The organism is Muricauda brasiliensis, assembly GCF_003057865.1.
Classification (GTDB): domain Bacteria; phylum Bacteroidota; class Bacteroidia; order Flavobacteriales; family Flavobacteriaceae; genus Flagellimonas; species Flagellimonas chongwuensis.
In genome coordinates this window covers 1-18,875 of the sequence record NZ_QBTW01000016.1, presented here as the reverse complement: position 1 = coordinate 18,875, position 18,875 = coordinate 1, and the positions used below count along the sequence as shown (strand labels likewise).

Genomic DNA, 18,875 nt, shown 5'->3' with positions numbered 1-18,875 from the left:
TTGAATCATATAAGTACAGAATTATGCAAAAATTGACCAATAAGGAAGAGGAGATCATGAAAATTCTCTGGGAGCTCAAGAAGGCTTTCGTTAAGGAAATCCTAGAGGAGATTCAAGGTGAAAAACCGCATTACAATACACTATCTACCATTGTCAGGAATTTACAGGAAAAAGGGTTTGTTGACTACGAAGCGTTCGGTAATACTCATAGATATTTCCCCGTAGTAACAAAGGAAGAGTATAGAAAAAAGTATGTGAACGCTGCCATTGCCGATTATTACAACGACTCTTTTAAAAGTTTGGTCTCCCACTTTGCTCAAGAGGAGAAAATTTCCATTTCGGAACTCAAAGAAATTATTGACTTAATAGAAAAGAAGAAGTAATGGAACCGATATTCATGTACCTTTTGCAGTCCATCGTTATCTCTGGAGGTTTTTTAGCGGTGTATCATATTTTCTTAAAACGTGAAACCCTTTTCAAAGAGAATAGATTGTTTCTTTTATCTGGTTTGGTATTGGCCTTTTTGTTTCCTCTGATAAAAATCAAGAGAAACATTCTGGTTGACCGACCTATATTCATTGAAACCGGAGAACAGTTATCCCAAATGGCTCAAACAGCTTCTGAAAATGTTTGGTACTCACCAGAAAACATTCTTCTTACCTTATACATAGGAGTCTGTTTATTCTTAATGGCAAGATTTATTTTGAAGCTGGCTTCACTAAAAAAACTGGCCCAAAATGCATATCGAAGAAGAGAAAGACCATTTTTGCACATGCAAACGGAAAAGAGAATCTCCCCATTCTCCTTTTTCAATTACATTTTTTACAATCCTAGTCTTTTTGAACCCAACGAGCTGCACTCGGTTCTAGAACATGAAAAAGTACATGCCCGACAGCTTCACACCTTGGACATATTATTATTGGAAGTTTTAAAAATATTTTTCTGGTTCAACCCTGCATTGTGGTTTTACAAGAGTGCCGTAAAACAAAACCTGGAGTATTTGGCCGATCACTTTGCCATTGCAAACGCAGGCGATAAAAAATCCTACCAGTATCTGATGCTAAAACAAGCGGTAGATACTCAGGAATACACTTTAGCCAATTCATTTTATAATTCATTAATCAAAAAACGAATAGTCATGTTAAATCAAAATCAATCCAAAAAAATCAATGTGCTCAAAACTTTAATGGTTGCACCTTTATTAGGGCTGCTGTTGGTCAGCTTTAATATTGAGGAGAATTTCCTCTATAAAGATCTGGACAGCATAGATAGTGTTATCGGTAACGAAACAGCCCCAAAAGATAAAACGGTGGAGTTGACGATCGACAAAAACACTACTGATACCGAACTGGACAAAATAAAAAAGGATCTGGCCAAAGATGGTATCGATTTTAGCTACACGACCGTTAGAAACGATAACAAGGAAATTATTGATATTTCCCTACAAATGAGCGGTAAAAACTCCAAGGGGAAAACGTTTAGCGGCAATTATAGTAGCAATTCCGATGACGCTATCGACCCCATAACGGTTTTGTTTGATCATGAGAGCAACGCAGTTTCTTTTTGGAATGCAAGAAAGAAAAACGTAAAAATCCATAAAATTAAGGGAACAGGCACTATTAGCACCGGTGACAGCACCAAAATAATCATTAGGAAGAGGGATGATAAAAAAATAGTGATTGTGGACGGTGAACAATTGAGTGATGAAGAGGTTAAAGAACTTCATATTGGCAGTAACTCATCTTTACATGTTATTGATGAGGATTCTGACTTGGAAAACAAGCATGTTACTATCCGAAAAGTCGAGAAAAAAGGAAAAGGGAACCATGTTATGGTCATCAGGGATTCTGATGACGATGAGGACATTGAAGTGATAAGCGGGGACGATAACTCTAGCTTCTTTTTTATAGACAATGACGGCAAAGGGGAGCCACTATATTATGTGGATGGCAAAAAGGCCAAATCAGAGGATATCAAAGAAATTGACCCCAAAGACATTGATCATATGAATGTGCTAAAAGGCGATAAAGCGATTGAAAAATATGGCAAGAAAGCCAAAAATGGAGTTATCGAGATAACAACCAAAAAAAGCAAATAATTAAACTAGAACCATATTTTGAATTGTCAGTAGAACCGTCTTAGTAAGGCGGTTCTTTTTTTATCCGGACAAACGAAAACCCTAAAATCAGCCCATTTATAGATGAAAGCTCCCTAGGTTTTCAAAAAAAAGTTAAAAAAGTCCCTACAAATCTAACATTTTTAAATATAAAAATTACTTTAACCTTACAATTTAAAACTTTTTTCAAGGACATATATTTCAGTTGAAGAAGCAAGTCGTTTTTAAAGATACAATCTCGTATTCAATTACATTATTTATTGTGTAATCGCTTGGAATCATGACATCTATCATTATATATTCGAAGAAACAACAACAAAATAACTGTTTTTTCAAACCTAAAATCAATCAAAAAAATGATAGCAATTGTAAAGTTTTTTATCACACTTTTAGTGCAACTCTTAACGGTGATATTTATTTAATGCCGTAAAGAGTTGCTACATTGTTATTAATCACATCCTCTTGTAAACTGGTTTACCTATATTTGTGAAAAGCAACGTATTCTTATGTTTTACAAGGTATTGGCAAAAATCAATAAGGCCTTACTCCCTTCATACACTAAAAAGGGACTGGACCTCGCCAAAGCTTCCAAACTACAATTGGCCATTATAGGCTGGCGCTACTACGTTACCAAAAATGCGTTGGATTAATATTGGAGCAATACTTCTTTCTGATATTCTTTTATTTTTTCCGCTCCGTTCAAAAATGTTAGTTCAATCAAAAAATTGCACTGGACCACTTCGCCTCCCAGTTTTTCCACCAATTTACAAACCGCCCTTGCAGTACCTCCGGTAGCGAGCACATCATCGTGCACCAAGACCCTCTCCCCTGCCTCAATAGCATCCGAATGTATTTCGAGTGTTCCTGTCCCATACTCCAAATCGTAAGGCTCCGAAATGGTTTTGTACGGAAGCTTTCCGGACTTACGAACAGTTACAAATCCTGCCCCCAGTTTTTCGGCCAGCATAGGCGCAAAGATAAATCCACGACTATCTACTCCGACCACTTTATCAATTTTCATATTGCTTGTAAAACCCAATAAGGCCTCCCCTGCTTTTTGGAATGCGAATGGGTTTTTCAATAGTGGAGTAATATCCTTAAAAACGACTCCCGGCCTGGGGAAATCCTCAATATCTCGAATGTAGGGTGCAAAATCCATTTTTTGTATGCTAGGGTTTTGTGGTAAAGTTAAAAAGAAATATATTTGCAGCCCTTAAATAAGGCCGCGTGGCGCAACTGAATAGCGCATCTGATTACGGCTCAGAAGGTTGCAGGTTTGAATCCTGCCGCGGTCACAGACAAATAAAAAAACGCCGAGGCTTTGCTTCGGCGTTTTTGTTATCTATATTTTCTACTTCAACAATTAGTACGTTAGGACATTATAGCCCTTCGCTTGTAACTGAAGTACCCGTAAAGTCCATGTGGGAACAGGTTCCATACCCGAAATTAACTGGTCTTCAGAAACCCCCAATTTTTTCATGGCCACACTGCATACACTCACTCGAACTTTTCCCTTATACTCTTCATACAAGTCTTCCAACTCAGAACCTTTAACCAGGTTCTTCACGAACTTTCCCTTTGCAACAATTTCATAATCCGTGATTTCCACACCGCTTGCCAAAAGTTTATCATACAAATGTAACACCCCTTTAAAATGCCGCTCTTCGCTCACACCGAAAGCATACTGCTGTGTTTTTCGTAGGTCGGATACAATTTCTGCATCAAACTTTTCCTGTGCAACGAGCATAGGACCTGAAAAAACGGTCACGATTGTTAATATAATGGTGTAAAGAAATGGTTTCATTTTATACTGTTTTTGAGTTGCTCTTTAAAAATACAATTACTGTTTTAAATAATCTATTCCTGTATAGAATCCAAAATGTGCTGGGCTTCTCTCAAATCGAATTGAAGTTTCTGGTTCTCCAATATATACTGTTCACGCAATTGCTCCATCCTACGTTCAAATTCATCCGCAGGAACATACTCGGGCTTCAAAAGTGTTTCATTAAATATACTGATGAGGGTAAACAAAAAACTGACTGCAACCGCCGAAATCAATCCCATAAGCATCAGTTTTTCACGTTTTAAGTCGGGAGCAGCTTTTTTGATTTGCTTTTTTTCCTCCTTTGTCAGTTTTGGCATTCCTGACAGTTGTTCAAGGAAAGTATCCCACTTCTCCTCTTCTCTTACATACAGATTCATAAATCCGCCTTCCTCCAAAAAGTCCTCTGTGCCAGAAGTGGATGCCAACATAAATATATCCAGCCCATTCCCTCCCATAACATCTAAAAGAGTGGAATCGTAGTCCAGAATCTCCCGCACCAGTTTTTGCACATATTCTAAACTATAATTGGGTTTCAAAAATTCGTCGTAGAGGGTATAAATTTGAAAGTAATCGCTACGCTCGAGAGCATATTCCAAAAAACGGTCTTTCAATTCAGCCTTAAAGAATTCACTCATTTTTAAAAATGGGCGGTTAATGGTTGGTTTTGGTCGTTAGGCTAAATGTAAAGAAATGGGGAATCAGTAGAGTTAGGTCAGGATAAAAAATTCATAAACTTTGCTGTTAAAAGGTATTGGTTTTCTAAAAAAATGTGTTGGAATATGCTTAGCTAAACGATTTCTGCACTCAATCCGGCCTGTAACAATTTACTACATTTGGGTTCAAGAAAAGAATATTCACCCGTTTTTACTGTGCATTTTCCTTTGTAATGCACAATCAGAGAACATTGTTCTGCCTGCTCGGGCGTATGCTCACAAACATTGATAAGGGTATTGATGACATGGTCGAAGGTGTTGACATCGTCGTTGAAAAGAACTATTTCATGCTCATTTGTTGTTTCCTCTTCCACGAGGACATCTTCCAACTCTTTTTCTTTAGTACTCATTTTGATAACGGAGTTTACTTCTTTCTAATTTACATATTTTGCCGCAACCCAGTTGTTCTTCTCAAGATTTTTTTCAAATTCCAAACCGTAGGCGCCACATTTTGAAGAAATTGCATCCAAATCCTCCAAATAAAAGCCACTTAAAAAAAGTGTCCCGCCCTTTTTAAGGCAATCCACATAAACGGGGATGTCTTCCAACAATATATTTCGATTGATATTGGCCAGAATGATATCGAACTTTTTGTCTTTCAACAAACTACTGTCACCTTGAAAAGCTTTAATATCGGAGCAGTCGTTGCGCTCTATATTTTCCTGCGTATTTAAAAAGCACCATTCATCAATATCAATGGCTTCGGTCTCACCGGCGCCACGCTTTTTGGCCAGAATGGCCAGCACCCCCGTACCACACCCCATATCCAAGACTGATTTTCCTTCAAAATCATTATCAAGAATATGTTGCAACATCATGTGCGTGGTTTCGTGATGACCTGTTCCAAAACTCATTTTGGGTTCGATTACAATATCGTATTCAACTTCTATGGCTTTATGGAAAGGCGCTCGGACCATACATTTTTCAACAACAACAATAGGGTGAAAGTTTTTCTCCCATTCCTCGTTCCAGTTCTGTTGAGCAATTTCTTTGCTGATCCATGTTATGTCAAAATTGGGATTCTGCACTATAAAAAGGTCATCCAACAGACCTTCTTTCCAATCGGATTTAAGAATATAGGCCAGAAGTCCATCTTCGTTTTCAACAAAACTTTCAAAACCCACTTCCCCCAACTCTGCAATCAGAATATCGGTTGCAGGCTGGAGCGGGCTTATTTTAAAATTGTATTCGAGGTAAACTAAGGACATGGTTTAAATCGCCTTGATGATATCCGAGAAATCCTCAGCTTTTAATGAAGCTCCTCCAATCAGGCCTCCATCAACGTCTGGTTTTGAAAAAATCTCGGCTGCATTGGCGGGCTTAACACTTCCTCCGTACAAGATGGAAACATCTTCGGCAATGGAAGAGTTAAAGCCGTCCGCAATTGTTTTTCTTATAAAAGCATGCATTTCCTGAGCTTGTTCCGGACTAGCAGTTTCACCGGTTCCAATGGCCCAAACGGGCTCGTAGGCCAAAACAATCTTGTTCCAAGCGCTCGCATCCAAATCAAACAACGCATTCTTTAATTGACTTTCCACTACGGCAAAATGGTTGTCAGATTTTCTATCCTCCAGTTCCTCACCAAAGCAGAATATTACTTTTAGCCCCTTCTCAATAGCAGTTTTTACTTTTTTCGCCAAAAGTTCATCGTCCTCACCAAAGTAAGCGCGTCTTTCGGAGTGTCCAAGAATAACTACGTCCACATCCAAGCTCAGCAACATATCCGCAGAAATTTCACCGGTGTAAGCACCACTTTCGGCAAAATGCATATTCTGGGCCGCAACTTGTATTTTAGAATCTTGCAATGCCTGTTTTGCGGCTTGAAGGTTCACAAACGTTGGGGCCACAATTACATCTGCAGTGGTATCGGGTAGTTTGGCGGAAAGTTCGGCCAACAGTTCCTCCGTTTCCTGAAGGTTGTTGTTCATTTTCCAGTTTCCTGCCACAATCTTTGTTCTCATGTTATTTATTGTTATGTTATACTGTTTGGTGTTTGTCCTTTCTTGTTCTAGATTCCATTATCAGAACTCAAGTTCCTCAAAATCGTTGTAATGGACCTTTTGTTGAATGGTTCCCTTGCTGAGCACTAAAATAGCTGGATTGGAGCGCACAATAGTCTTTAAAGTTGTTTCATCTGTAAAATAGAATTCAAAATCCAGTCCGTAGGTATTGATTATCTTTTGGGCCATATCGCTGCTCGAAGCAGACATCCCAATGACTTTGTAACCATTTTGCTTTGCCTTTGCAGTTACTTCGGCGACTCCCTCAAAAGCTTCAAGATTACTTTTAGCCATATCGTAGGCAATCACCATTACCAATTTGTCCTCTTCCAGCAGTTCGGCAGCATAGTCCTGTCCTTCTTGCTCAATGGTAAAATCGTGAATGGGCGGTTCGTACCCTGCTTGGATTTGAGTGGTCTCCACATCTATAAATTCGCCATCCACAGTGGGGTAGTCCCCTTCCGTTACGTAAATTTTTTCCTCTCCGCCCACCTTAAAGCGCCATGCATACTCATAAACCGGTTTTGGGGCGTTTTCGGGCACTGACATACCTTCTTGAATGTTCGCGCCAATTTTGTAGGGCCTAAAATCCACCGAAGGCAAATGGGCCAATACATGATTAGCAAACAATGCACAGGCCAATAAAGATACTCCACCGACGATCCAGTTAATTTTGGAACTGAACAATGGTGTAATATATTTTCTTCCGAAGAACAATATTAAAATGAATACGAGAAGGATCACATCTTTTGTAAAGGATTCCCAAGGCGTTAGTTTGACGGCATCACCAAAACAGCCACAATCCGTCACTTTATTGAAATATGCAGAATAAAAAGTCAAGAAAGTGAAGAACACTATCATGAGCAAAAGACTCCAAACCGTGAATTTGGGTTTAAATCCTATCAAAAGTAAAATGCCCAAAATGACCTCAACAATGACCACAAAAATGGAGATGGCCAAAGCCAAAGGGGTTAAAAATGGTAGGTCCAATACACCTGGGCTAAAATATTCTTCCAATTTGAATGAAAAACCCATGGGGTCGTTCAATTTTATCAGTCCGCTGATAATGAACAACACTCCTACTATAATTCTTGATATCCAGACCAAATATTTCATTCTTCTTCTTTTAAATGAATCAATGCAAAAACTGCATAATTAACCATATCCTGATAGTTGGCATCCACGCCTTCGCTCACCAAAGTAGCTCCTTGATTGTTCTCAATTTGTTTTACCCGCAATACCTTTTGCAAAATCAAATCCGTGAGCGAGCTTACCCGCATATCTCGCCATGCCTCCCCATAATCATGGTTTTTATCCTCCATGAGCTTTTTGGTTATGGCGACTTGCTCATCGTAAAGTGCAATGGCCTCCTCTGCATTCAAGTCGGGCTGTTCCACCACGCCTTTCTTAATCTGAATCAACGCCATAATGGAATAATTGATAATCCCTATAAACTCGGAACGCTCGCCTTCGTTCACTTTTCGGACATCGTTCTGTTGTAGCCCTCTAATGCGCTGAGCCTTGATAAAAATCTGGTCTGTTAAGGAAGGTAACCTAAGGATTCGCCATGCCGTGCCATAATCCTTGGCCTTTTTTGAAAACAATTCACGACAGGTTTGTATCACCTCATCGTATTGTTGGGAAGTCTGCTGCATGTATTGTTGCTAATTTGCGTAAATTTCGTCCAACTTATCTGTGCCCATTGGCACTTTGCCAAAGATAATGAAACCCAACAAAGCATATATTTTTTATGACCATAAACTGCAAAGGTGAGCTTGTAGACTTAAAAACGCCCAGAGTGATGGGTATCCTCAACCTAACGCCCGATTCTTTTTTTGATGGCGGCAAATACAAGGGTGAAGCATCTATACTACATCAAGTTGAATATATGCTGAACCACGGCGCAACCTTTATTGATATGGGCGCCTATAGCTCCCGACCCGGTGCGGAACATGTTTCGGAAGATGAGGAGTTGAAACGGATGGTTCCCGTTATCGACCTTATCCTTAAAAAGTTTCCCAACACCTTAATTTCCGTGGACACCTTCCGAAGCAAAGTGGCAGAAGAAAGTATTGAACACGGTGCAGCCATCATCAACGATATCGCAGCTGGGAATTTGGATGATGCCATGTTTGATACGGTAGCCAAGCATCAAGTCCCTTATATTATGATGCATATGAAGGGTACTCCTCAATCCATGCAAAAAGAGGCGGTGTACGAGGATTTAATCAATGACCTCCGATTCTATTTTTCCAAAAAGATAAAAGAGACCACATCAAAAAAAATCAACGACATCATCTTAGACCCAGGTTTTGGCTTTGCCAAGACAACGGGACAAAACTACACGCTCTTGAATCATTTGGATATGTTCCAAACCTTTGGTTTGCCCATCTTGATTGGTTTGAGCAGAAAATCAATGATTTACAAGGTGTTGGAATCATCCCCAAAAGAAGCGTTGAACGGCACAACTGCCCTGCATACCATTGCATTGTTAAAAGGCGCCAATATTATTCGGGCACACGATGTGAATGAAGCTACAGAATGTGTTAAACTTGTAGAAGCTTTAAAAGAAAATGCGCTCTAATTTGAGGTTCTCCTATTTTTGCTAATTTTACAAAAACGCTGCGGTTGGATTTTTTAAATTTTCTCGAATTCAAGATTACGGATGTCATCGACATAGTCCTAGTGGCCGCACTCCTCTATTACATTTACAAACTAGTAAAAGGAACGGTGGCCATTAATATTTTTATAGGTATCGTAATTGTTTGGGCACTTTGGAAACTTACCGAATTGCTTCAAATGAAAATGATCAGCAGCATGGTCGGAGGTTTTATGAATATAGGCCTTATCGCCCTAATCATTGTATTCCAACAAGAGATTCGAAAATTTCTGTTGATGGTCGGCTCCACTAATTTTGCCTCCAAAAGAAATTTTTTAAGACGTTTTAAGTTTTTAAAACAAGAAGCGGTCTCCACAACCACCGATGTTGATGCCATCATAAATGCCTGCGAACGCATGGCCACATCCAAAACCGGTGCACTCATCGTTATAGAAAGGAACAACTCTTTGGATTTTGTAAAATCTACTGGAGATGCGATGGACATAAAAATAACACAGCCTATTTTAGAAAGTATCTTTTTCAAAAATAGTCCGCTGCACGATGGTGCCATTGTAATCCAAGAAAACTTCATTACCGCTACCAGAGTGATTTTACCTGTTTCCAATGACCGTAACATCCCCCTTCGTTTTGGCCTACGCCACAGAGCAGCCGTGGGCATTACCGAGAAAACAGATGCACTCTGTCTTGTGGTCAGTGAGGAAACAGGTTCCGTATCCTACATAAAAAATGGCGACTTTATTCCTTTTAAAAACAAGGAAGAATTGGCAAAACGCATTAAAAAGGACTTGGAGCAATGACGTGCAAGAATTGCGGTGACACCTTAAGAACCGATTTTCTTTATTGCCCCAACTGTGGGGGAAAAGTGATTCGGAACAGAATTACCATTAAAAACCTCTGGACCGATATACTGGAACGGTATTTTAACCTCGACAATACATTCGTAAACACTTTTGTACATCTGTTCACCAAACCCGAGGTGGTCATTGAAGGCTACATCCAAGGCCTCCGAAGAAAATACTTGAACCCTATAAGTTATTTAGGAGTTGCCCTTACCCTTTCAGGTATTCAAATATTCTTGATGACAAGGTTCATAGATTCAATTGATTTTTCAGTTTATGATAATCAATTGCAAATGGAATTTCAGAGGAAGCTAACGGCTTTCGTCATGGATTTTCAATCATTGATTACCATAATGTTCATTCCACTAATGGCAGTTTCCGCTTGGCGATGTTTTGACAAAAAGAAATATAATTTCGCCGAACGAACCATTATTTTCATGTACTCCTTGTCGCATTTTACTACAGTAATCTTTTTCCCTACTATTTTAATACTTCTATGTGCATCGGAAAGTTATATGACCTTCTCTTTTCTAGGAATAATGGCCATGCTTATTTACAATGGTTATGTAATTTCTCGAATATCAAAATCCAAAGGATTGCGCTTGATTGTAAGATTAATATTCTTTTGTATAGTTTTTGGGATACTTTATATATTCATGTCCATGTTATTCCCCATAGCCATGTTCTTGACTGGAGAAATCACCTTGCAGGATTTTGCTCCTCCCCCAAATAATTAAGCCACTTCCTCTGCCAAAAACTGGGCATTGTAAAGATCGCTGTAATATCCACCTTTTTCCAAAAGTTGTTTGTGGGTTCCAATCTCAATGATTTTACCTGCATCCATTACAATGATCTTATCGGCTTTTTTAATGGTTGCCAAACGGTGCGCTATGATAATGGAAGTCCTTCCCTCGGTAATCTTGTCGGTGGCCTGTTGTATCAGTATTTCGGAATAGGTATCCACAGATGATGTGGCCTCGTCCAAAACAAGAATACTCGGGTTGCTCACATAGGCCCTTAAAAAGGCAATCAATTGACGTTGACCACTGGACAACATGGTCCCACGCTCTTTTACATTATATTGGTACCCACCTGGAAGGCTCGAAATAAATTCGTGCACTCCAATTTGCTTGGCGGCCGCCTCAATCTGTTCCGTGGTGATATCCTTATCACGAAGTGAAATGTTATTCGCAATGGTATCTGCAAACAGGAATACATCTTGCAGCACAATAGCGATATGTGAACGGAGCGACTTTAATGTGTAGTCGTCCAAACACACATTGTCCACCAAAATTTTACCGGAGTTGATTTCGTAGAATCGGTTGAGCAGATTAATGATAGTTGATTTTCCCGCACCTGTGGCACCGACAATGGCTACGGTTTCACCTGCCTTCACATCAAACGAAATTCCATGGAGTACTTCTTCATCCGGCACATAGCCAAAATGTACATCCTTGAATTCTATGTCGCCCTTAACGTCCTTTTTCTCAACTTTTCCATTATCATCAATATGGCTATCGGTATCCAAAATCTTGAATACTCGGTTGGCAGCTACCATTCCCATTTGAAGCGTATTGAACTTATCGGCAATCTGTCGAAGTGGACGGAACAATAGATCCATCAAGAAAAAGAAAGCTACTATGGCCCCCTTGTTGTCCATCCCCACGTTTTCTATGTTTTGAATCACCCCGAAATACACCACTAAACCAATACCAATGGAGTTGGAAATCTCGGCAATCGGAAAAAATATGGAGTTGTACCAGACTGTCTTTAACCAGGCATTCTGATGCTTTTCGTTGATTACACGGAACTTCTCCTTTTCAATCTCCTCACGGTTGAAGAGTTGAACGATTTTCATTCCGGCTATCCGCTCCTGCACAAATGAATTAAGATTGGATACCTGTGCCCTAACTTCCACAAATGCCACCTTCATGGCTTGTTGAAATAGCCGCGTAGCAATCAGGATAATAGGCATAATAGCAAATACAATCAATGCCAATTTCCAATTGACCACCACCATGATTATAGCTGCGGACAACATTTTAAGGGCATCGGCCACAATCATAAAGAACCCTTGGCTAAATATTTCTCCAATGCGCTGCATATCCGCAACCGCCCTTGTCACCAATACTCCAATTGAGGAATTATCGAAGTAGGTCATTTTAAAACCTGTCATCTTTTTAAAGAGGTCTACCCTAATGTCCCGGATTACCGACTCGCCCAAAAGGTTTGCGTAGTAATTGAACAATAGCTGGGTAATCACCTGTCCCAATAAAAAAGCGAGCATGAGCATAACATTGTTCAACAATTGCCCTGCGTCCTTGTTTTCCAAAGACTGGTTGATGATATTTTTTACCAATAGGGGTATTCCTATAGCGAATGCCGCAGATAGCACGGCAACAATGGCCACTAGCCAAAAAATGCCTCGATAGGGTCTTGTCCGTGAAAAAACACGCTTGAACAATCGAAAATCAAACGCTTTTCCTACATCATCCTTTTTGCTCATCAAAAATTTCTTTTGGATATAAAACCTTGGTCAAATATAATCCTTTTGCCGGGACGGAGACACCCGCCTCTCCCCTATCTTTACTTGCTATAACCTTATGAATGTCCTCAGGGGACATTTTACCCTGCCCCACATCCAACAACGTACCTACTACGGCGCGGACCATGTTCCGTAAAAAACGGTCGGCCGTAATGGTAAAGACCCATTTGTCCTTATCTACAGTCCAAACTGCCTCGCGAACATCACATTTGAACGTTTTTACATCGGTATTGGATTTAGAAAAACATTCAAAATCGGTGTAATTCAACATCAATTGAGCCGTCCTGTTCATCGCTGGCAAATTCAAAGGATGCTGTACCAAATGGGCATAATCAAACAGAAAGGGACTCTTTTCCTTGACCAGCCAATATTCGTAAGTGCGTTCAATAGCATCAAAACGGGCATGGGCCTTATCAACAACAGGAAATATGGTTTGTACGGCGATATCATCCGGTAAAAAGGCATTCAACCTATACACCAATTCATCGCTATCAGATATTGAACCAACATCCATATGGCAGAACATTTGCTTGGCATGCACTCCTGCATCGGTCCTCCCGGCACCAACCACCTCTACCTTTTCACGCAACAATGTGGACAGTGCTTTTTCCAAAACCTCTTGTACGGTGATGGCATTGGGCTGGTTCTGCCAACCATGATACGCCTTGCCGAAATAAGAAAATTGGACGAAATATCTCAATGGAATGGATTACTTTTAAGCCCGTAAAGATAATTGAATCCTTTCCAACATAAATCCGACTGTTGGTTTTTAGCATATTTTTAGCGAAATGAAGAAAATCCTGTTGCTTTCCGACACGCATGGCCATATGGACCCAACCATCTTAAAATATGCTGCACAAGCTGATGAGGTTTGGCATGCGGGCGATATTGGAAGCTTATCTGTTACCGATGAACTGGAAGCCCTAAAGCCGGTTAGAGGCGTGCACGGAAACATTGATGACCGTGTGATTCAAAAAGAATTTCCCGAAAACAACCGATTTATGTGCGAAGGCGTAGATGTCTGGATTACCCACATTGGAGGTTATCCCAACCGTTACAATATTCGGGTGCGGGATGAAATCAGAAACAACCCACCTAAACTTTTTATTTGCGGACACTCCCATATCTTAAAAGTTATGCACGACAAAAAACTGAACTTATTACACATGAATCCCGGAGCTTGTGGCAAACATGGTTTTCATCAAGTGCGGACGATGTTGCGATTTGTGATTGATGGCGACAAAATCTCAGACTTGGAAGTTGTAGAGCTGGGCAAACGATAGATAGCCAGCAACATAAAAACCCCGGCCAAAGCCAGGGTTTTTTCGCACTAATACTACTAAGATGTTAGGTTCAACGTAAGCGATCAACAGATTTTACAAGATCTTCATCCTTTTTGATAGCCCTGTTGGCCAGGACCAGAAAAACGATAGAAAATACAGGAATCAGCATCCCAATACCCTTCTCAGAAACCACAGTTTCTCCGGATAAGCTTAGCGATCGATAAACGAAAAATCCTAGTAAAAAAAGGTTCAATATCATATTCAATCTGTTCACCACAAATTGATTTTGTCTTTTCTTGTACATTACAATCGATACAACTGCCAAAACGGTCACAGCATAAAAAACAAGGCTCACCAACACTTCGTCTTGGGCAAACACCTCTTTTCCACCTATTTCCACCCACAAGTTCAAAAAGAACGGCAGCACACCTGAAATAAGGCCTACTATGAGCAAAAATAACGTTTGTATCCGTTGAATCATTGTACAAATTGCTTTCGAATGGCAAAAATAGGCGTCTTTTTGAGAATTAAGGCCTTATTCTTGAAAAATTATTTGTAATATTGTCTCGTTATTATCAAGCACCTACCTAGGAATTCTTTCTCCAGTAGCATTCATAAATAACTTTACTTCAAATTTAGAATCACACAAGTTTAACTTATTCCATTACTTAATGTTCGAGATTTCCGATCTAAAAGCTAAAAAGCTTCCTGAGTTGCAAGAAATTGCAAAGGATCTTAATGTTCCCAAATTCAAGTCATTGAAAAAATTGGACCTGGTCTACCAAATATTGGACTTACAGGCATCCAATCCCAAAGCCGTTAAGGAAACCGTAGCAGCGACTACCGAAGAAAAACCTGAACCCAAACCAAAAAGGGCCAGAACTCCTCGTCCCAAAAAGACCGAGGAAAAGAGCACTGTTAACGAAAGCGGCGATAAAGCCCCTCAAAAAAGGGAACCCAGAAATAAAAAGGACGATTCAAAAGGACAAAGTCAAAGTCCACAACCCAAAAAGGACAATAAGCCACAGAGCAATAGCAACAACAATAGTCCTCAAAAGAATCAGAACAACAATAGAAGAAACAACCAGAACAACAAATCACATCACGACAAAAAGAACAGCAACTTTGACAAGGACCTGAAAAACAGGTACAAAGAGCCAGAGTTCGAGTTCGATAGCATTATCGAGAGTGAAGGTGTCCTGGACATTATGCAAGATGGTTACGGATTCCTTAGGTCATCCGACTACAACTACCTTTCTTCTCCCGATGATATTTATGTATCGCAGTCCCAGATACGTCTGTTTGGACTAAAATCCGGTGATACCATTTTAGGAAACATTCGACCTCCAAAAGAAGGTGAAAAATATTTCCCACTGATCAAAGTGAACAAAATCAATGGACTGGACCCGCAAGTGGTTCGCGACAGGGTAGCTTTTGAGCACCTTACCCCATTGTTTCCAAAGGAAAAGTTCAAATTGGCGGAAAAGCAAAGTACAATTTCAACAAGGATCATGGATTTGTTCTCTCCTATCGGAAAAGGACAAAGGGGAATGATTGTGTCCCAGCCCAAAACTGGTAAGACCATGTTGTTGAAGGATATTGCCAACGCAATTGCAGCCAACCACCCTGAAGTGTACCAAATCATCCTTTTGATAGATGAACGCCCTGAAGAGGTTACGGACATGCAGCGTAACGTACGTGGAGAAGTTGTTGCTTCCACTTTTGACAAGGAAGCCACAGAACACGTAAGGGTTGCCAATATTGTATTGGAAAAAGCAAAAAGATTGGTGGAATGCGGTCACGATGTTGTGATCCTTTTGGATTCCATTACCCGTTTGGCTCGTGCCTACAACACCGTGCAACCAGCTTCTGGTAAGGTATTGAGTGGTGGTGTAGATGCCAACGCGCTTCACAAGCCAAAGCGTTTCTTTGGTGCGGCACGTAACATTGAAAATGGAGGTTCTTTATCCATTATCGCCACAGCCTTAACGGAAACTGGCTCCAAAATGGACGAGGTTATCTTCGAGGAATTCAAGGGTACCGGCAACATGGAGCTTCAGTTGGACAGAAGAATTTCCAACAGGAGGATTTTCCCTGCCATCGACCTTATTTCTTCCTCTACTCGAAGAGACGATTTGTTGTTGGACGAAAATACCATTCAACGTATGTGGATTATGCGTAAATACTTAGCGGACATGAACCCTGTTGAAGCCATGGAATTTATGGAACAACGTATTAAGCAAACGAAGAACAACGAAGAGTTTTTGCTCACCATGAACGAGTAAAAACGTACAATACTTCTTACGATATCACTAGAGCCCTTCAAGTTTTTGAAGGGTTTTTTATTGAGTCAATTTACAGAAAAGACATATCTTTATTCCGGTTTCCTCAAAACTGAACTAAATACTTAACTATGAAGAATCACAAAAACACCGTAATTGCTTCTTTTGGGGCAATTTTATTACTACTGGGAGCCTGTCAAGAAGCACCTAAAAAAGAAGAACCGACCGAACCTGGACAAGAAATAGTGGCTCCGCCGGAGGGCATCATTTCTTTGGAAGAGTCCAAAGCATTGTATGATAATTACACCAAGAACAGGATAGACATTATACGAACATTTGAGGCAGAACGGAACACTGATGAAAAATTTGTTCCATCACGATTTACGTCCTTTAGCTATGCCGACATGGAACAATACATGAAATATGTAGAGCAGGAAGCTCATGAGGCAGGTGTTAAGGTTGCATCCTTAAGGATTTACTTTGCAAACTATCCGGACAAACCTGATTTTCCTGATGGAAAAAAAGTGGTACATCCAAGACAAAATTCCATATTTATTGTACCCACTACCATGATTGACGGTAAAGAGGAAGGTTTTTACATAGGTTCAGATGGTAAGGCCAAACCAATAAAAGCAGTTGTTGGCACCAAGGAAACCGGAGAAAAAAGTGAACCCAACACTTCGCAGGCCAGTTTTGCGCCCGCCTTCTTTCAGAGCGGAAGTACAAGTTTGAACTTAAATCATGGAAATTCCTATCCCCCTCCATTTGGCACGGATTTCCAATAAAGAATGACCCTACAAGAAGTTTTAAATCTCATTTGGGATCAGATCTTTGTGATACTGTATCTGGCGACTTGGATTATTTCGGTCTACAGGTATAGGAGGTTTTTTGATACACCTCTAAAGTTTTTCCCAATGATCATTATGTATACCTTCTTTAATGAGATTTTGGGATATTTCATCACGTATAGCGATCAATTTCAATTTTTTTCGGATAGCAAATACACCCCTAACAATATTGTAATCTATAATATTTATCAAGTTGTATTTTTTGTATACATGTTCGATGTATATCGAAAAATATTAAAAAGCGATAAGCTCAAAAAGCTTATTTTTTATCTCATCATAGCATGCATGCTCGGATATTTGGCGAATGGTATTTTAGTTAATCCATTGATTTATCAGACGACCTATGCCCATATATTTGGATCGGTTCTCATGGTTTTGATCACGTTCATGTACCTACGGGAAAAACTTAAAGAAGAAAGTGCACATCCATTAAAGTTTAATTTGATGTTTTGGGTAACTATAGGTCTATTGGCATTTTATATTCCATTTCCCTTAATCCTAACATTTTATAAGATTAAGGCAGTATATGGAATCTGGATATTTTTAAAACCTATCTTGGTCACATCGATAATATTGATGTACGGATTCATCATTTTTGGTCTACTGATCGGCAAAAGGAGGGCATTCAGGTGATATTTTAAAACAACACATAACAGCCTTCCTTTTTGGGAGGCTTTTTTTGTTATTTTTGCCGTCCAACCAAACTGAAACCAGAGCACTGTCTATTAGACGGTTACCATAGAATTATGGATACGATTCTAACCTTCATCACAGAACATTACATTATTCCTTTTTATCTTATTGTTTGGTTAGTGTCCATGGCCTGTTACCGCACTTATTTTGATACACCATTAAAATATTACCCAATGTACCTTATGTATACACTACTAACAGAGTTGTTGGGATATTTTATAAAATTTCATGAAGAATTTCAAGTGGTGAGCGACAATAAGTACAATTGGTACAATGTGATTATATATAACATTTACTCTGTTATAACTTTTATGTTCTTCTACCATATATATTGGCAGGTTTTAAAAAATGAAAAACACAAGAAATGGGTTGTCATAGGAGCATGTAGCAGTCTATTGAGCTATGTTATAAGTCTATTTTTTCAAGACCCCTTCTATTCCAATCTGTATTATGCCGATTTGGTGGCATCCATGGTTCTGCTATTCAACATATGGTTGTACTATAAGGAAAAGAAACTTGAATTTAATCCCTATCCCAACAAACATAATCTAATGTTCTGGACCAGTTTAGGGCTTGCCATTTTCCATTCAATTTTTCCTTTTCTAATAATAATAGGGTATGAAGCGCCTAAAATATGGGTCAACTATAACTTACGGAGCGTTCTTTGGGTTTTTATCCTATTCATGTACGGCACTTTTATGGTCGGAGTGATTGTCCACAGAAGAAAGGCCTTTAGATAAAAACTATTCCAACTAAAAACGCCCCCTAAAAGGAGGCGTTCTACATATTGTGATTGGACAACGATTACATTGCTGCAACCTGAGTCATCAATTTACTTTTAAGGTTTGAAGCCTTATTGTTATGAATGATGCTCTTCTTCGCCAATTTATCGATCATACCAACTACAGTAGGCAACAAAGCTTCAGCAGCTTTCTTGTCTTCCTCGTTACGCAATTTTTTGATAGCATTACGCACAGTTTTGTGCTGATACCTGTTACGCAAACGTACTGCTTCGTTTCTTCTGATTCTCTTTAATGCTGACTTATGGTTTGCCATTGCTTAAAATTAATTCTTTCTAAATCCTTTCTTTGTAGCCCGTAGGGGAATCGAA

Annotated in this window: 23 protein-coding genes and 1 tRNA gene; 12 read left to right on the top strand and 12 right to left on the bottom strand. The window is 39.6% G+C overall.

Going from position 1 to position 18,875, the window contains the following annotated elements; genetic code table 11:
* Positions 1-23: 23 nt before the first annotated feature.
* The 3 genes from DCK90_RS12075 (at position 24) to DCK90_RS12065 (ending at position 2,766) form a co-directional block, all read left to right on the top strand.
* Positions 24-383 (top strand): BlaI/MecI/CopY family transcriptional regulator, encoded by a 360-nt coding sequence (locus tag DCK90_RS12075; RefSeq protein ID WP_108246475.1) that lies wholly within the window; start codon positions 24-26, stop codon positions 381-383.
* The gene (locus DCK90_RS12070; RefSeq protein ID WP_108246474.1) at positions 383-2,098 is read left to right on the top strand and encodes a M56 family metallopeptidase; all 1,716 of its coding nucleotides are present in this window, start codon (positions 383-385) and stop codon (positions 2,096-2,098) included. Before DCK90_RS12075 ends, DCK90_RS12070 begins: the two co-directional genes overlap by 1 nt.
* 524 nt (positions 2,099-2,622) lie before the next feature.
* On the top strand, positions 2,623-2,766 hold the full coding sequence (locus DCK90_RS12065; RefSeq protein ID WP_108246473.1) for an SsrA-binding protein: 144 nt from the start codon (positions 2,623-2,625) through the stop codon (positions 2,764-2,766).
* On the opposite strand, the gene DCK90_RS12060 is transcribed toward DCK90_RS12065, so the two are convergent.
* Positions 2,763-3,275 (bottom strand): adenine phosphoribosyltransferase, encoded by a 513-nt coding sequence (locus DCK90_RS12060; RefSeq protein ID WP_108246472.1) that lies wholly within the window; start codon positions 3,273-3,275, stop codon positions 2,763-2,765. The two genes, DCK90_RS12065 and DCK90_RS12060, sit on opposite strands and share 4 nt — an antisense overlap.
* A gap of 62 nt (positions 3,276-3,337) precedes the next feature.
* Here DCK90_RS12060 and DCK90_RS12055 point away from each other — a divergent pair.
* Positions 3,338-3,411, top strand: a tRNA-Arg gene (locus tag DCK90_RS12055).
* Between the two features lie 68 nt (positions 3,412-3,479).
* Here the strand turns inward: DCK90_RS12055 and DCK90_RS12050 are convergent.
* The 7 genes from DCK90_RS12050 to DCK90_RS12020 all read right to left on the bottom strand — a co-directional run bounded on the left by DCK90_RS12050 (position 3,480) and on the right by DCK90_RS12020 (position 8,309).
* Complete coding sequence (locus DCK90_RS12050) at positions 3,480-3,920, bottom strand: DsrE family protein (protein ID WP_108246471.1); 441 nt, start codon at positions 3,918-3,920, stop codon at positions 3,480-3,482.
* Positions 3,921-3,973: 53 nt separating this feature from the next.
* Positions 3,974-4,576 (bottom strand): hypothetical protein, encoded by a 603-nt coding sequence (locus DCK90_RS12045; RefSeq protein ID WP_108246470.1) that lies wholly within the window; start codon positions 4,574-4,576, stop codon positions 3,974-3,976.
* A 152-nt stretch (positions 4,577-4,728) separates the two neighbouring features.
* The gene (locus tag DCK90_RS12040; RefSeq protein ID WP_108246469.1) at positions 4,729-5,004 is read right to left on the bottom strand and encodes an ATP-dependent Clp protease adaptor ClpS; all 276 of its coding nucleotides are present in this window, start codon (positions 5,002-5,004) and stop codon (positions 4,729-4,731) included.
* Between the two features lie 24 nt (positions 5,005-5,028).
* On the bottom strand, positions 5,029-5,862 hold the full coding sequence (gene prmA / locus DCK90_RS12035) for a 50S ribosomal protein L11 methyltransferase (RefSeq protein WP_108246468.1): 834 nt from the start codon (positions 5,860-5,862) through the stop codon (positions 5,029-5,031).
* A gap of 3 nt (positions 5,863-5,865) precedes the next feature.
* Positions 5,866-6,615: a triose-phosphate isomerase gene (gene tpiA / locus DCK90_RS12030; RefSeq protein ID WP_108246467.1), complete on the bottom strand. Its 750-nt coding sequence runs from the start codon at positions 6,613-6,615 to the stop codon at positions 5,866-5,868.
* A gap of 60 nt (positions 6,616-6,675) precedes the next feature.
* A complete protein-coding gene (locus DCK90_RS12025; protein ID WP_108246466.1) occupies positions 6,676-7,770 on the bottom strand; it encodes a BT_3928 family protein in 1,095 nt (364 codons plus the stop codon).
* Entirely contained in the window at positions 7,767-8,309 is a 543-nt protein-coding gene (locus DCK90_RS12020; RefSeq protein ID WP_108246465.1) for a DUF1599 domain-containing protein, read from the bottom strand. The genes DCK90_RS12025 and DCK90_RS12020 overlap by 4 nt, the downstream gene beginning before the upstream one ends.
* A gap of 95 nt (positions 8,310-8,404) precedes the next feature.
* Here DCK90_RS12020 and folP point away from each other — a divergent pair, with 95 nt between their 5' ends.
* Genes folP through DCK90_RS12005 form a run of 3 tightly spaced genes read left to right on the top strand, consistent with a single transcriptional unit; the run spans position 8,405 to position 10,850 of the window.
* The gene (folP, locus tag DCK90_RS12015) at positions 8,405-9,238 is read left to right on the top strand and encodes a dihydropteroate synthase (protein WP_108246464.1); all 834 of its coding nucleotides are present in this window, start codon (positions 8,405-8,407) and stop codon (positions 9,236-9,238) included.
* 44 nt (positions 9,239-9,282) lie between these two features.
* The gene (cdaA, locus tag DCK90_RS12010) at positions 9,283-10,071 is read left to right on the top strand and encodes a diadenylate cyclase CdaA (RefSeq protein ID WP_108246463.1); all 789 of its coding nucleotides are present in this window, start codon (positions 9,283-9,285) and stop codon (positions 10,069-10,071) included.
* Complete coding sequence (locus DCK90_RS12005) at positions 10,068-10,850, top strand: DUF3667 domain-containing protein (RefSeq protein ID WP_108246462.1); 783 nt, start codon at positions 10,068-10,070, stop codon at positions 10,848-10,850. The genes cdaA and DCK90_RS12005 overlap by 4 nt, the downstream gene beginning before the upstream one ends.
* Here the strand turns inward: DCK90_RS12005 and DCK90_RS12000 are convergent.
* Both DCK90_RS12000 and truA read right to left on the bottom strand, forming a co-directional pair.
* Positions 10,847-12,619: an ABC transporter ATP-binding protein gene (locus DCK90_RS12000; protein ID WP_108246461.1), complete on the bottom strand. Its 1,773-nt coding sequence runs from the start codon at positions 12,617-12,619 to the stop codon at positions 10,847-10,849. The genes DCK90_RS12005 and DCK90_RS12000 overlap by 4 nt on opposite strands.
* Positions 12,603-13,358 (bottom strand): tRNA pseudouridine(38-40) synthase TruA, encoded by a 756-nt coding sequence (gene truA, locus DCK90_RS11995; RefSeq protein ID WP_108246460.1) that lies wholly within the window; start codon positions 13,356-13,358, stop codon positions 12,603-12,605. Before truA ends, DCK90_RS12000 begins: the two co-directional genes overlap by 17 nt.
* An 88-nt stretch (positions 13,359-13,446) precedes the next feature.
* Between truA and DCK90_RS11990 the strand changes: the two genes are divergently transcribed.
* Positions 13,447-13,941: a metallophosphoesterase family protein gene (locus tag DCK90_RS11990; RefSeq protein WP_108246459.1), complete on the top strand. Its 495-nt coding sequence runs from the start codon at positions 13,447-13,449 to the stop codon at positions 13,939-13,941.
* 70 nt (positions 13,942-14,011) lie between these two features.
* Here DCK90_RS11990 and DCK90_RS11985 read toward each other — a convergent pair whose 3' ends face one another.
* Positions 14,012-14,422, bottom strand: a complete 411-nt coding sequence (locus tag DCK90_RS11985; protein ID WP_108246458.1) for a DUF4293 domain-containing protein — start codon at positions 14,420-14,422, stop codon at positions 14,012-14,014.
* A 190-nt stretch (positions 14,423-14,612) separates the two neighbouring features.
* On the opposite strand from DCK90_RS11985, the gene rho reads away from it, so the two are divergent.
* The 4 genes from rho to DCK90_RS11965 all read left to right on the top strand — a co-directional run bounded on the left by rho (position 14,613) and on the right by DCK90_RS11965 (position 18,504).
* Positions 14,613-16,226, top strand: coding sequence for a transcription termination factor Rho (gene rho, locus DCK90_RS11980; RefSeq protein WP_108246457.1), 1,614 nt, complete (start codon positions 14,613-14,615; stop codon positions 16,224-16,226).
* Positions 16,227-16,354: 128 nt separating this feature from the next.
* Entirely contained in the window at positions 16,355-17,008 is a 654-nt protein-coding gene (locus DCK90_RS11975) for a hypothetical protein (protein WP_108246456.1), read from the top strand.
* A 129-nt stretch (positions 17,009-17,137) separates the two neighbouring features.
* On the top strand, positions 17,138-17,704 hold the full coding sequence (locus DCK90_RS11970) for a hypothetical protein (RefSeq protein WP_159075830.1): 567 nt from the start codon (positions 17,138-17,140) through the stop codon (positions 17,702-17,704).
* 113 nt (positions 17,705-17,817) lie between these two features.
* Entirely contained in the window at positions 17,818-18,504 is a 687-nt protein-coding gene (locus DCK90_RS11965; RefSeq protein ID WP_159075829.1) for a hypothetical protein, read from the top strand.
* A gap of 64 nt (positions 18,505-18,568) precedes the next feature.
* Here the strand turns inward: DCK90_RS11965 and rpsT are convergent, their stop codons facing one another.
* On the bottom strand, positions 18,569-18,820 hold the full coding sequence (gene rpsT / locus DCK90_RS11960; protein WP_108246453.1) for a 30S ribosomal protein S20: 252 nt from the start codon (positions 18,818-18,820) through the stop codon (positions 18,569-18,571).
* Between the last annotated feature and the right edge of the window lie 55 nt (positions 18,821-18,875).

What these genes read in the sequence shown, in the direction of transcription:
- DCK90_RS12045 (WP_108246470.1), bottom strand. Translation starts at nt 4,576, where the DNA reads ATGAGTGAATTCTTTAAGGCTGAATTGAAAGACCGTTTTTTGGAATAT.
- DCK90_RS11970 (WP_159075830.1), top strand. Translation starts at nt 17,138, where the DNA reads ATGATCATTATGTATACCTTCTTTAATGAGATTTTGGGATATTTCATC.
- DCK90_RS11990 (WP_108246459.1), top strand. Translation starts at nt 13,447, where the DNA reads ATGAAGAAAATCCTGTTGCTTTCCGACACGCATGGCCATATGGACCCA.
- DCK90_RS11965 (WP_159075829.1), top strand. Translation starts at nt 17,818, where the DNA reads ATGGATACGATTCTAACCTTCATCACAGAACATTACATTATTCCTTTT.
- DCK90_RS12000 (WP_108246461.1), bottom strand. Translation starts at nt 12,619, where the DNA reads ATGAGCAAAAAGGATGATGTAGGAAAAGCGTTTGATTTTCGATTGTTC.
- tpiA (WP_108246467.1), bottom strand. Translation starts at nt 6,615, where the DNA reads ATGAGAACAAAGATTGTGGCAGGAAACTGGAAAATGAACAACAACCTT.
- prmA (WP_108246468.1), bottom strand. Translation starts at nt 5,862, where the DNA reads ATGTCCTTAGTTTACCTCGAATACAATTTTAAAATAAGCCCGCTCCAG.
- folP (WP_108246464.1), top strand. Translation starts at nt 8,405, where the DNA reads ATGACCATAAACTGCAAAGGTGAGCTTGTAGACTTAAAAACGCCCAGA.
- rpsT (WP_108246453.1), bottom strand. Translation starts at nt 18,820, where the DNA reads ATGGCAAACCATAAGTCAGCATTAAAGAGAATCAGAAGAAACGAAGCA.
- DCK90_RS12040 (WP_108246469.1), bottom strand. Translation starts at nt 5,004, where the DNA reads ATGAGTACTAAAGAAAAAGAGTTGGAAGATGTCCTCGTGGAAGAGGAA.
- rho (WP_108246457.1), top strand. Translation starts at nt 14,613, where the DNA reads ATGTTCGAGATTTCCGATCTAAAAGCTAAAAAGCTTCCTGAGTTGCAA.
- DCK90_RS12065 (WP_108246473.1), top strand. Translation starts at nt 2,623, where the DNA reads ATGTTTTACAAGGTATTGGCAAAAATCAATAAGGCCTTACTCCCTTCA.
- DCK90_RS12005 (WP_108246462.1), top strand. Translation starts at nt 10,068, where the DNA reads ATGACGTGCAAGAATTGCGGTGACACCTTAAGAACCGATTTTCTTTAT.
- DCK90_RS11975 (WP_108246456.1), top strand. Translation starts at nt 16,355, where the DNA reads ATGAAGAATCACAAAAACACCGTAATTGCTTCTTTTGGGGCAATTTTA.
- DCK90_RS12070 (WP_108246474.1), top strand. Translation starts at nt 383, where the DNA reads ATGGAACCGATATTCATGTACCTTTTGCAGTCCATCGTTATCTCTGGA.
- DCK90_RS12020 (WP_108246465.1), bottom strand. Translation starts at nt 8,309, where the DNA reads ATGCAGCAGACTTCCCAACAATACGATGAGGTGATACAAACCTGTCGT.
- DCK90_RS12075 (WP_108246475.1), top strand. Translation starts at nt 24, where the DNA reads ATGCAAAAATTGACCAATAAGGAAGAGGAGATCATGAAAATTCTCTGG.
- DCK90_RS12025 (WP_108246466.1), bottom strand. Translation starts at nt 7,770, where the DNA reads ATGAAATATTTGGTCTGGATATCAAGAATTATAGTAGGAGTGTTGTTC.
- DCK90_RS12060 (WP_108246472.1), bottom strand. Translation starts at nt 3,275, where the DNA reads ATGGATTTTGCACCCTACATTCGAGATATTGAGGATTTCCCCAGGCCG.
- DCK90_RS12050 (WP_108246471.1), bottom strand. Translation starts at nt 3,920, where the DNA reads ATGAAACCATTTCTTTACACCATTATATTAACAATCGTGACCGTTTTT.
- DCK90_RS11985 (WP_108246458.1), bottom strand. Translation starts at nt 14,422, where the DNA reads ATGATTCAACGGATACAAACGTTATTTTTGCTCATAGTAGGCCTTATT.